Below are 11,689 nucleotides of genomic sequence, written 5' to 3'. Positions count from 1 at the left end.
GTCCGGCTCCGGGGCGAAAGTCCGGCTCCGGGGCGAAAGTCCGGCTCCGGGGCGAAAGTCCGGCTCCGGGGCGAAAGTCCGGTTCCGGGCATGACAGGATCGTCGGCGCCGCAGACAGAAAAGGCCCCGCGGCGGGTGCCGCGGGGCCCTTCGGCAAAACCCCGGTTCACGATGCCGGGATCAGCAGGCCGGGCCGGGCCGCGTCGCAGCGCCGCCCGGGACCGCAGGCATCAGCTGCAGCTGGGCTGGCCGCCGATCGCCTTCACGGTGACGCCGGGGCTGGTGGAGTTCACCAGCAGGCCCGGATTGCCTTCGGCGCCGTTCACGTTGCAGGCGGTCAGGCTGATATCCACCGTGTTGTTGGCGGACGGCATGTTGTTGGGATCGACCGTCACGCAGCGGAACGCCGTCTGGGTCGGATCGCCGGTGCCGCCGGACTTCTTGAAGTTCACGACGATGCCGAAGGGGTTCAGGTTGTTGCCCTGGTTATTCCAGGTCCAGCTCGTGGCCGGCGGCGGCTGGTAATAGTACTGGGTGCAGGCATTCGGATCGGCCATGTTGCCGATGAACGCGCTTTCGATCGTCCAGTCGCCGGACTTCTGCGGCACGCTGGAGATGTTGAAGGTGATCGACTGGGCGGTCTCCGCCTGCGCCGGGGTGGCGATTGCGGCGGCACCCAGGCCGAGGGCCGCGACGGCGGCCAGCGCCGTTGTGGATTTCCTGATCATGCAGTTCTTTCCTTCCGAGTGACTTACGCGGGCTTCCCCTGGAATCTCCACCGGGCGCCCGCCACCCGCTGAAGACGGACCGATACAATATTCGCCGGTGTGACGAGATTATGATCGCCGGATGCCATTCATATGTCAGCAGTACCGGTCGCAGCGCCGCGCAGCGGCTATGCGGGCGCCGTGCGGGCCTCTTCGGCCGCGACCTGCCCGCCGGTGCGGTGCGGCGGAAACAGGATCGTCACCGTGGTGCCGCGGCCATGGGTACTTTCCAGTTCCAGCCTGCCGCCATGCAGTTCCATGATCCTGCGGCAGATGTAGAGGCCGAGGCCGGTGCCCTCGTGCCGGCGGCTCTGATGGCTCGCCGCCTGGGTAAAGGGCTCCTTCAGCCGGGCGATCTGCTCCGGCCGCATGCCGATGCCGTCATCGGCAAAGGCGATCCGCAGGCCGCCATCCGCCATCTCGCCACAACGCACCCGGACCTCGCCGCCGGGATGGGAGAACTTGACGGCGTTGGACAGCAGGTTGTTGAACACCTGCGCCAGGCTGCGCGCGTCGCAGACCAGGACCGGCAGCGCCACGGGCAGGTCGAGGGTGACCGTCACGCCGCACTGCCGCGCCATGTAGTCGGCCAGGTCGATCGCCTCCCGCAACGCCTGCCCGAGATCGATCTCCGTCTCCAGCAGGCTGTAGCTGCCCGACTCGATCTTGGACAGATCCAGGATGTCGTTGATCAGGCCGAGCAGAAGATGCCCGCTGCGCTGGATGTCGCCCAGATAGTTGTCGGTAGCGGTTCTGGTCGAGCGGACCCAGGGCGTTGCTGCGCATCGCTTCCGCGATGCCGACGATGGCGTTGAGCGGGGTCCGCAGGTCGTGGCTCATGCAGGCGAGGAATTCCGATTTCGCCTGGCTGGCACGATTGGCTTCCGTGACCGCCGCAACCAGGCCGCGATTGGCCTTCGCCACCTCGTCGGCCATGCCGTTGAAGGATCGCGCCAGGTCGCCGACCTCGCTTGGCGCCCGGTCGTCCACGGCGGCGCGGGCGGAAAGGTCGCCGCCGGCCATGCGCCGGGCGGTGCGCGCCATCGCGGCCAGGGGCCCGGCGAGATAGCCGGACAGGAACCAGCTGACCAGGGCCGCGATCGCGATGCCCAGGACCGCCACGCCCAGCGCCCGGTACTGGCCCAGGACCGCCTCCGCCCGCAGTTCCGCCAGGGGTTGCGGGATCATCACCCCCCAGCCTGTCGCGGGCACGTAGGTATAGCCGGACACCATTTCCGCATTCAGGGCCGGCGAGACGAAGGTGGTGGCGCCGGTTTCCTGCGCCATCATCCGCTGCACCGGCTCGACCTTCGCGATGTTGCGGACTTCCGCCCGCCAGTCGGCGCGGGGATGCGCGATCACATTGCCGCGGCGGTCGACGATCGCGGCATGGCCCTTCTCGCCGAATGCGACGGCCTGCCCCTGACGAACGATATAGTCGGTCGCTACGGCGCCGATGAACAGGCGATCGCCGTCGCGGCGCAGCAGGTAGATCACCGGCACGCCGGACGGATCCTTCATCACCGGCGCGAACACCGTGCCGCCGTCGCCGGCCAGGTCCAGGAACTGGTCCAGCATCTCCGGCGGCATCTGCGAGGGACAGGCCGCCCCATCGGTGGCGATGCACCGCGTGATCCGGCCGCCGGGCAGCTCGGCGACACAGAAATGCAGGAAGTCGAGGCTGGTCAGGAAGGCCGCCACCGGCCCCTCGTCGGCCACGGGCAACCGCAGTCCGGCGACCATGTCGAAAGCATTGCGCAGATCCACCGCATAGCGGTCCAGCGCGGCGCCGACATTGGTGGCGATCACCAGGTGCTTGTCGCGCACATCCGCCATCTCCTGCTGCACGGCGTTGGCGAAGGTCCAGGCCGACAGCGCGACGACAGGCAGCACGGCAATGCCGGACAGGGCGGCAAACAGGATGTAACGCAGCTTCATGGCTGACCGCGCATCTGGCCCGCGACAGATCGAGGACGGAACTACGGATCGTTTCTTGTTCTTGCAGCCATGAACTGGACGTTTCCAGCCGCCGCGTGCCTCAGCCCGCAGCGGCTTCGAGTATCGGGTCTTCGGGATCGTCGAGGCAAGCGCCGTGCCGCGACGCCCCTCATGCCGACGCTAGAGCTTCGTGGGGTTCGGCGCGTCGCCGTAGACGACCTGCGGATCGAAGACCTTCTCGCTTTCCTCGAAAGTCAGGGCGATCGGCGCCTCCGGCAGCTCGCCGCCCACCGGCAGGGAGCGGTAGAAGCACGAGCGGTAGCCGACATGGCAGCTGGCCCCGCCGGCCACGTCGACCCGCAGCCAGACCGCGTCCTGGTCGTCGTCGATGCGCAGCTCGACCACCTTCTGCACCAGGCCGGAGGTGGCGCCCTTGTGCCAGAGCGCCTGGCGGGAGCGGGAGAAATAGACCGCCTCGCCCCGCCGGATCGTCTCCCGCAGGGCCTCCTCGTTCATATAGCCGTGCATCAGCAGCTCGCCGCTGGCATGGTCGGTGGTCACGACCGGGATCAGGCCGTTCTCGTCGAACTTGGGGGCGAGTTCGGTACCTTCCTCGACCTGTTCCACGGTACGCCGGGCAGCGTACCACTTGCTCTCCGTCATCTTCGTCTCCAAGGCAGCCTTGCGGCGGCGGAATTTGCCAAGCCTGATTTTGCCGGGGCTTATAAGGTGCGGCGACGGCCGGGACAACCGCCGCGCGGCCGCCGGCGGCAACACCTCTTGGCCTCGCCCCTGCACTGGCGTAGGTAGGGCCCCTTCCGGACATGCCAACCTTCCGGAAGCCCACCCACCCGGACCGCCGGCGGACAGAATGCAGCTCTACAACACCCTGACCCGCACGAAGGAAGACTTCGTCCCCCAGGATCCCGACCGGGTGACGATGTATGTCTGCGGCCCCACGGTCTACAGCCATCCGCATATCGGCAATGCGCGCCCCGCGGTCGTCTTCGACGTGCTGGCGCGGGTGCTGCGGCGACGCTTCGGCGGCCTCGTCTATGCCCGCAACATCACGGACATCGACGACAAGATCAACAAGGCCGCCGTCGAGGAGGGCACCGACATCGGCACCATCGCGGCGCGCTTCACCGAGGCCTACCATGCCGACATGGCGGCGCTGGGCGTGCTGCCGCCGGACCTGGAGCCGCGCGCCACCCTGCACCTGCCGCAGATGATCGCGATGATCGAGACCCTGATCGGCCGCGGCAACGCCTATGCGGCGGACGGGCATGTCCTGTTCAACGTGCCCTCCTATGCCGAATATGGCGGCCTGTCGCGGCGCGACCGGGACGAGATGATCGCCGGCGCGCGGGTCGAGGTGGCGCCCTACAAGCGCGATCCGGCGGATTTCGTGCTGTGGAAGCCCTCCACCCCGGAACAGCCGGGCTGGGACAGTCCGTGGGGCCGCGGCAGGCCCGGCTGGCACCTGGAATGCTCCGCGATGATCGAGGCGCATCTGGGCCGCACGATTGACATCCATGGCGGCGGGCACGACCTCATCTTTCCGCACCACGAGAACGAGCGGGCGCAGGGCACCTGCGCGCATGGCGGCGCGCTGTACGTGCGCACCTGGATGCACAACGGCTTCGTGAACGTGGAGCGGGAGAAGATGTCCAAGTCGCTGGGCAATGTCCTGCTGGTCAAGGACCTGCTGGCACAGGCCCCGGGCGAGGCGATCCGCCTGGCGCTCCTGTCGGCGCATTACCGGCAGCCGCTGGACTGGAGCGACGACGGGCTGGCGCAGGCGAAGCGCAGCCTGGACCGGCTCTACGGCAGCCTGGCGGAACTGCCCACGCCGGCGGAACTGGCGGACGAGGCACCGCCGCCCGCCGACCTGGTGGCCGCGCTGGAAGACGACCTGAACACGCCGAAGGCGATGGCGGCCCTGTTCAGCGCGGCGAAGGAGGCGCAGGGCCGCACCGGCGCAGCCGGGCGCGAGGCCGCCGCCGCCCTGGTGGCCGGCGGGCGGCTGCTGGGCCTGCTGCAGCAGGAACCGGCCGCCTGGGCGGCGCGGACCGGCGGCACCGAAAGCCTGTCGGCGGATGCGCGGGCGGAGATCGACGCCCTGGTGGCGGCGCGCGGCGAGGCGCGCAAGGCGAAGGATTTCGCCACCGCCGACCGTATCCGCGACGATCTGGCGGCGCGCGACATCGTGATCGAGGACGGGCCGCAGGGATCGACCTGGAAGGTTGTGTCATGAGCGAAGCAGCGCAGAACAAGGCAGAACAGGGGGCCGAGCCCGGCCCGCCGAAGGAGAGCATTGCCGAGGCGCAGGAGGATCTGGTCGACAGCTTCGCGCTGATGGACGACTGGATGGACAAGTACCAGTACATCATCGACCTGGGCCGGCAGCTGCCCGACTTCCCGGAAGACTGGAAGACGGAGGCGAACATGGTGCGCGGCTGCCAGTCGCAGGTCTGGCTGGTGGAACGCCGCGCCGGCGACCGGCTGGTGTTCCACGCGGTCTCCGACGCCGCCATCGTCTCCGGCCTGATCGCCATTCTGCTGCGGATCTATTCCAACCGCACAGCCGCAGAGATCCTGGCCACCCCGCCCGACTTCGTGGCCGAGATCGGCCTGGACCAGCATCTCTCCACCACCCGCGGCAACGGCCTGAAGGCGATGCTGAAGGCGATCTTCGCCCGGGCGGAGGCGGCGCAGGGGGGGTGAGGCCGGCCCCACTCCGTCGCCCCCGGGCTTGAGCCGGGGGCCCATTCCGCCGGCCCGGCCGCACCGCTTGCGGAATGGATTCCAGGCCCAAGGCCTGGAATGACGTCGAAGTCACGCTGCCTTCCAGGTTGCCCGAGTATTGCCCTGAGGGGGGCGGTGCGACTATCTAAGGGCGGACCCCTTGGGAGATGGCGCGCCGCCACCGGCGCGATGCCGAAGCAGATGCTGGACGACGTCTACAACGAGAAGATCCTGGCCTTCGCCGCGGAGATCCCGCGGACGGAGCGGCTGCAGAGCCCGGATGCGACCGTGGCGCTGACCAGCCCGCTATGCGGTTCCCGGGTCACCGTGGATGTCGTGCTGGACGGCGACCGGGTCGCCGGTTACGGCCAGGAGGTGCGCGCCTGCGCGCTGGGCTCCGCCGCCGCGTCCATCGTCGGGCAGAACATCGTCGGGCGAACTACCACCGAGGTGCGCGAGGCACGGGAGGCCTTGCGCGCCATGCTGAAGGAGGGCGGCCCACCTCCCGGCGGGGTCTGGAAGGATCTGGAGATCCTGACCCCGGCACGCGCCGTGAAGGCGCGCCACCGCTCGATCATGCTGGCCTTCGACGCGCTCGACAAAGCCTTCGCCGAAATCGAGGCGAAGCAGGGCGGGGCGAACGGACAGGACCGCGCGACGGCCTGATCCCCCGCCACCCGCCCGCGCGGCGCCGGCCCCAGAATCCACCGCGCCGGCCGGGACAAGCGCCCGTCCGGCGGCAGGAGAGTTTAGAAAATGCCCGACATCACACTGCCGGACGGCTCCGTCCGACATTTCGACAACCCGATTTCCGGCCTGGAGCTGGCCGCCTCGATCGGCAAGAAGCTGGCAAAGGACGCCGTCGTCATGAAGGTCGACGGCCAGTTGATGGACCTGGCCCGCCCGCTGGAGCGGGACGCGAAGGTCGCCATCATCACCCGCGACAGCGAAGAGGCGCTGGAGCTGCTGCGCCACGATGCCGCCCATGTCATGGCGGAGGCGGTGAAGGAGCTCTATCCCGACACCCAGGTCACGATCGGCCCGGCGATCGAGAACGGCTTCTACTACGACTTCGCCCGTGCCGAGCCCTTCTCCTCCGACGAGCTGGAGGTGATCGAGGCCCGCATGCGCGAGATCGTCGACCGCGACGAGGAGATCGTGCGCGAGGTCTGGGAGCGCGACCAGGCGGTCGCCTTTTTCGAAAGCATCGGCGAAAAGTACAAGGCGGAGATCATCCGGGACCTGCCCGCGGACGAGGTGATCACGGTCTACCGCCAGGGCGGCTTCCTGGACCTCTGCCTCGGCCCGCACCTGCCGTCGACGGGGCGGCTGGGCAAGGCGTTCAAGCTGATGAGCGTGGCCGGCGCCTATTGGCGCGGCGACCACCGCAACGCCATGCTGCAGCGGATCTACGGCACCGCCTGGGCGGACGAGAAGGCGCTGAAGGCGCATCTGCATCGCCTGGAGGAGGCGGAGAAGCGCGACCATCGCCGCCTGGGCCGGGAAATGGACCTGTTCCACTTCCAGGAGGAAGGGCCGGGTTCCGTCTTCTGGCACCCGAAGGGCTGGGCGATGTTCCTGGAACTGATCGCCTATATGCGGAAGCGCCAGCACCAGGCCGGCTATGTCGAGGTGAACACCCCCGACATCCTGGACAAGTCCCTGTGGGAGGCGTCCGGCCACTGGGAGAAGTTCGGCGAGAACATGTTCGTCACCGAGACGCCGGACGAGCGCTGCTTCTGCATGAAGCCGATGAACTGCCCCGGCGCGGTGCAGCTGTTCCGCCAGGGCATCAAGTCCTACCGCGACCTGCCCTACAAGATGGCGGAGTTCGGCAAGGTGCACCGCTACGAGCCGTCGGGCGCGCTGCACGGGCTGATGCGGGTGCGCGCCTTCACCCAGGACGACGCCCACATCTTCTGTACCGAAGAGCAGATCACCGAGGAATGCGTGACGGTGACGAAGCTGATCCTGGACATCTACCGGGAGTTCGGCTTCAGCGACGTGCGGCTGAAATTCTCCGACCGGCCGGAGAAGCGGGTCGGCTCCGACGCCGTCTGGGACAAGTCGGAGGCGGCCCTGCGCACGGCGATCGAGGCGTCGGGCATGCAGTACACCCACAATCCGGGCGAGGGCGCCTTCTACGGCCCGAAGATCGAGTTCGTGCTGCGCGATGCGATCGGCCGCGACTGGCAGTGCGGCACCCTGCAGGTCGACCTGAACCTGCCGGAGCGGCTGGGCGCGACCTTCGTCGGCGAGGATGGCGAGAAGCATCACCCGGTGATGCTGCACCGGGCGCTGTTCGGCTCGCTGGAGCGGTTCGCCGGCATCCTGATCGAGCATTATGCCGGCCGCCTGCCGCTCTGGCTGGCGCCGCAGCAGGCGGTGGTGGCAACCATCACCTCCGATGCGGACGACTATGCCAAGGAGGTCGCCGCGGCGCTGGACGCGGCCGGCTTCCGGGTCGAGGCCGACCTGCGCAACGAGAAGATCTCCTACAAGGTGCGCGAGCACAGCCATGCCAAGATCCCGGCGATCCTGGCGGTCGGCAAGCGCGAGGCCGAGGAGCGCACGGTGGCGATCCGCCGCCTGGGTTCCAAGGCGCAGGAGGTGCTGCCGCTGGACGTCGCGATCGATCGCTTCGCCGAGGAGGTCGCCACCAAGGCGCCGCCGCCCGGCTTCGGCGTGGAGGAAGCCGCGGCGTAGGACGCGCCGCCGGGCCCGCGCGATCCTGCCGGCGGATCGCGCGGGCTTTGTCTGACTGCAGACCTGGAGTGTTCATGTCCAGCCTGTTCCGCGCCGCCCGGCTCGCCTGCCTTGCGAGAGGCATTCTTGTCGGCGGCATTCTGGCCGGCGGCCTCCTGGCCAGCCCCGGTCCGGCGATGGCCGGCGACCTCACCGTCAATGTCGGACCGGACAAGACCCGCGCGGCCGGCGTGCTGATGGTCGCCCTTTTCGCCGCCGCTGCCGGCTGGACGGCAATCGAACAGGCGCATGCCCTGGTCCGCGTCGAACCGGATGCCGGGAGCGGCGCGGTCGTGCTGCGCGACCTGCCGCCGGGCCGCTACGCCCTGATGGCCTTCGTCGACGCCAACGGCAATGGCGAGCTGGACCGGGATGCGGACGGCAACCCGCTGGAGCCGCACGGCTTTTCCGGCGGCGGGAGCGGCGAAGGCCCGCCGAGCTTCGACGAGGCGCTGATCGAAATCTACGAGGACGGGACCAGCACCAGCATCACCCTGAGAGAGCCGCCGGCACCAGCCGAGTAACGCCGGCCGCCATTGACGGCCGCCATTGACGTCTGGCTGGGCCGGGGCCGATGCTTCCCCGAAAGGGATCGAGAGGAAGCGCCATGGAACCCCAGCTGCAGCATTCGGCCCTGCCCACCGCCGACCATGACGAGGCGGCGCGGCAGGCCTTCGTGCAGAGCCTGAAGCTGCACCTCGCCACCAAGGTGGTGGCCGGCAACCGCGAGATCTACGAGACCCGGGTGAAGCCCGACTTCGCGCGCCGGCACGGCCGCCCGCCGGCGGACCGGCGGGAGGTTGCGACCCTGATGCGCGACGAGCCCTACTACCAGCTCTGGGGATCGATGCAGCGCTGCAGCCAGGAGATGATGCACGACGCAGTGCTGGGCCCGGTCAGCCGGCAGCGCGACGCCCTGGCGGCGAAGATGTCGCCGCCGGCGAACCCCGCCGGCTCCCTGACCCTGGACGACAATGTGGCCGCGCCGCCCTACCTGACGGCGGTCGACATCCACTGCATGCCCGGCGGCTATATGGGCGACCTGGCCGGCCCGCTCTACGACCGGATCGTCCATATCTACGCGATGGCGGGCTGGGGACCGGACAATGGCGCGATGGGCCGCACCGTCACCGACTATATCCGGCAGGCCCATCCGGAACTGAAGCCGGCACGGATCCTGGACATGGGCTGCGGCATCGGCAATTCCACCCTGCCCTATGCCGATGCCTTCCCGGAGGCGGAGCTCCAGGCCATCGACGTCTCTGCGCCCCAGTTGCGCTACGCCCATGCCCGGGCCGAGGCACTGGGCAAGACGGTGCATTTCCGCCAGGCCGATGCCACCGCGACCCCCTATCCGGATGCCAGCTTCGACCTGATCGTCTCCCACATCCTGCTGCACGAGACATCGGCAAAGGCGATCCGCCAGCTGATGGCGGAGGGGCACCGGCTGCTGCGGCCGGGCGGGCTGATGCTGCATGTCGACCTGGCGCTCTATGACGGCATGGACCCGTTCGACGCCTTCATGCTGGACTGGGACACCCACCACAACAACGAGCCGTTCTGGGGCACCTTCCGCGACATGGATGCCGGCGCGCTGCTGACCGAAGCCGGCTTCGCGGCTGAGGACCTGGTCTCGGCGCTGGTCTCGCGCACCGGCAATGCGGCGCATGTCTTCTCCGACAAGCGGGATTCCGGCGGCCGCCGCTACTGGCAGATCGTCGGCGCGGCGAAGCGCGCGGCATGACGGAATGGACGCCGGGACCGGGCAGCAAGGCGAAGGGCCGCCGCCCGTCCTTCGCGCCCGACCCGAACACCGACCGGCTGGTCTCCATGCTGATGGCCCTGGCCGGCGAGGTCTGGGTGCTGCGCGAGCGGCTGGACACTGCCGAGCGGCTGCTGGCCGACAGCGGCGCGCTGCCGGCCGGCGCCATCGATGCGTTCCGGCCCGCCCCGGACCTGGCGGCGGAGCGGGAGGCGGCGCGGGCGGCCTATCTCGACCGCATCCTGTGGATCGTCTCCGCCGCCAAGGCGGAGAGCGAAGGCGGCGAGACCGCCGACAGCTACCAGGACGTCGTCGACGCGCTGGCCGGGCGCGACTGACGACGGCGGGCCCGCCGGGACCTGTCGGCCCAGCGGCACGCAACCGGCGGCTGAAGGCTTGCGCGGCTTTCGCCTTCGCTCCGAACGTGTAGACTGCCCTGGCCTGCTGCCCGCACGGCAGGACAACAAAAAACATATCCAGGGATGTTTACTCAGGGAGGTCCCAAGATGCGGAAGCTGCTGATATCCACAGCCGCGATTCTTGCCATGGCCGGGGCGGCGATCGCGCCTGCCTCGGCGGAGCCGGTGCGCCTGAAGATGGCCTCGACCTATCCGTCGAGCCTCACCCAGCTGGGCACCCTCGGCAAGATCCTCGAGAAGAACGTGAACACCGCATCGGGCGGCGAGATCGAGATCAAGTTCTTCGAGCCCGGCGCCCTGGTGCCCGCGCTGGAGGTCTTCGACGCGATCAAGAACGGCTCCGTCGATGCCGGCTGGTCGACACCGGGCTACTGGCAGGGCAAGGAGCCCGCGCTGGCGCTGTTCGCCGCCGTGCCCTTCGGCCCGTCGGCCGGCGAATATGGCGGCTGGCTGCTGACCGGCGGCGGCGAGGATCTCATGAACGAGATCTACCACAAGCACAACATCCACTCGCTGATCTGCGGCGTCATCGCGCCGGAGGCCTCCGGCTGGTTCCGCGAGCCGGTGGAGAACCTGGACCAGCTGAAGGGCAAGAAGATGCGCTTCTTCGGCCTGGGGGCGCGGGTGATGCAAAAGCTGGGGGTCGACACCCAGCTGCTGGCGGCGGCCGACATCTATCCGGCGCTGGAGCGCGGCACGATCGACGCGACCGAGTTCTCGCAGCCGGCGATCGACCTGAACCTGGGCTTCTACCAGGTGGCGAAGCACTACTACTTCCCCGGCTGGCACCAGCAGTCGACTTCGTTCGAGTTGATGATCAACAAGGAGAAGTGGGACGCCATGACCGAGCAGCAGCAGGCGCTGCTGACCATGGCCTGCCGCGCCAACTATGCGCTGGGCATGGCCGAGGGCGAGGCGATCCAGGGCGCCGCCCTGAAGGAGCTGGAATCCAAAGGTGTCACTCTGCACCGCTGGCCGCCGGAGATCCTGGCCCAGTACGAGGCGGCCTGGAACGAGGTCGCGGCCGAACTGGCGGCCGAGGACGCCTCCTTCAAGAAGGCCTGGGACTCGCTGCAGGCCTATCGCAGCGACTATGAGCGCTGGGGCGAGCTGGGCTATCTGAAATAGCCCCAGGCCTGCTGTCCTGAGGCATGGCCCTGCCGGCCTGCGCCGGCGGGGCCATCGCCGCGGGATCGTCGCCCGCCATGTCCCGCAACCGTCCTGCGCCGTTCCCGGCGCGCCGGCGCGGATCCCTCCATCCCCGTTCCCTGCCGCCGTGCCGCGGACCGGGGCGGCAGGAAGGCTGAATT

Annotated in this window: 11 protein-coding genes and 1 pseudogene; 8 read left to right on the top strand and 4 right to left on the bottom strand. The window is 69.0% G+C overall.

Features of this window, described 5'->3' with window-relative positions; all coding sequences use genetic code 11:
* Positions 1–230: 230 nt before the first annotated feature.
* From ACFOGJ_RS12910 to hisI, 4 genes and pseudogenes are all read right to left on the bottom strand, one after another.
* Positions 231–728 (bottom strand): hypothetical protein, encoded by a 498-nt coding sequence (locus ACFOGJ_RS12910; protein ID WP_379900970.1) that lies wholly within the window; start codon positions 726–728, stop codon positions 231–233.
* Positions 729–895: 167 nt separating this feature from the next.
* Positions 896–1,378 (bottom strand): sensor histidine kinase, encoded by a 483-nt coding sequence (locus tag ACFOGJ_RS12905; protein WP_379900968.1) that lies wholly within the window; start codon positions 1,376–1,378, stop codon positions 896–898.
* A gap of 193 nt (positions 1,379–1,571) precedes the next feature.
* Positions 1,572–1,790: pseudogene (locus ACFOGJ_RS12900) on the bottom strand (HAMP domain-containing protein); the annotation flags it as partial.
* 1,095 nt (positions 1,791–2,885) lie between these two features.
* Positions 2,886–3,368, bottom strand: a complete 483-nt coding sequence (gene hisI / locus ACFOGJ_RS12895) for a phosphoribosyl-AMP cyclohydrolase (RefSeq protein ID WP_379900966.1) — start codon at positions 3,366–3,368, stop codon at positions 2,886–2,888.
* 208 nt (positions 3,369–3,576) lie between these two features.
* Here hisI and cysS point away from each other — a divergent pair, with 208 nt between their 5' ends.
* From cysS to ACFOGJ_RS12855, 8 genes are all read left to right on the top strand, one after another.
* Positions 3,577–4,962: a cysteine--tRNA ligase gene (cysS, locus tag ACFOGJ_RS12890; protein WP_379900964.1), complete on the top strand. Its 1,386-nt coding sequence runs from the start codon at positions 3,577–3,579 to the stop codon at positions 4,960–4,962.
* Complete coding sequence (locus ACFOGJ_RS12885; protein ID WP_379900962.1) at positions 4,959–5,432, top strand: SufE family protein; 474 nt, start codon at positions 4,959–4,961, stop codon at positions 5,430–5,432. Before cysS ends, ACFOGJ_RS12885 begins: the two co-directional genes overlap by 4 nt.
* A gap of 210 nt (positions 5,433–5,642) precedes the next feature.
* A complete protein-coding gene (locus ACFOGJ_RS12880) occupies positions 5,643–6,119 on the top strand; it encodes an iron-sulfur cluster assembly scaffold protein (protein WP_379900960.1) in 477 nt (158 codons plus the stop codon).
* Positions 6,120–6,209: 90 nt separating this feature from the next.
* Positions 6,210–8,159, top strand: coding sequence for a threonine--tRNA ligase (thrS, locus tag ACFOGJ_RS12875; RefSeq protein WP_379900958.1), 1,950 nt, complete (start codon positions 6,210–6,212; stop codon positions 8,157–8,159).
* Between the two features lie 74 nt (positions 8,160–8,233).
* Positions 8,234–8,722, top strand: a complete 489-nt coding sequence (locus tag ACFOGJ_RS12870) for a DUF2141 domain-containing protein (protein WP_379900956.1) — start codon at positions 8,234–8,236, stop codon at positions 8,720–8,722.
* Positions 8,723–8,805: 83 nt separating this feature from the next.
* A complete protein-coding gene (locus ACFOGJ_RS12865; protein WP_379900954.1) occupies positions 8,806–9,942 on the top strand; it encodes a class I SAM-dependent methyltransferase in 1,137 nt (378 codons plus the stop codon).
* Positions 9,939–10,298 (top strand): hypothetical protein, encoded by a 360-nt coding sequence (locus ACFOGJ_RS12860; RefSeq protein ID WP_379900952.1) that lies wholly within the window; start codon positions 9,939–9,941, stop codon positions 10,296–10,298. The genes ACFOGJ_RS12865 and ACFOGJ_RS12860 overlap by 4 nt, the downstream gene beginning before the upstream one ends.
* Positions 10,299–10,466: 168 nt before the next feature.
* The gene (locus ACFOGJ_RS12855; protein ID WP_379900950.1) at positions 10,467–11,507 is read left to right on the top strand and encodes a TRAP transporter substrate-binding protein; all 1,041 of its coding nucleotides are present in this window, start codon (positions 10,467–10,469) and stop codon (positions 11,505–11,507) included.
* The last annotated feature ends 182 nt before the right edge of the window (positions 11,508–11,689 follow it).

Source organism: Marinibaculum pumilum (genome assembly GCF_042646425.1).
GTDB lineage: Bacteria > Pseudomonadota > Alphaproteobacteria > Ferrovibrionales > Ferrovibrionaceae > Marinibaculum > Marinibaculum pumilum.
This window is presented reverse-complemented; position numbering and strand designations above follow the sequence as displayed.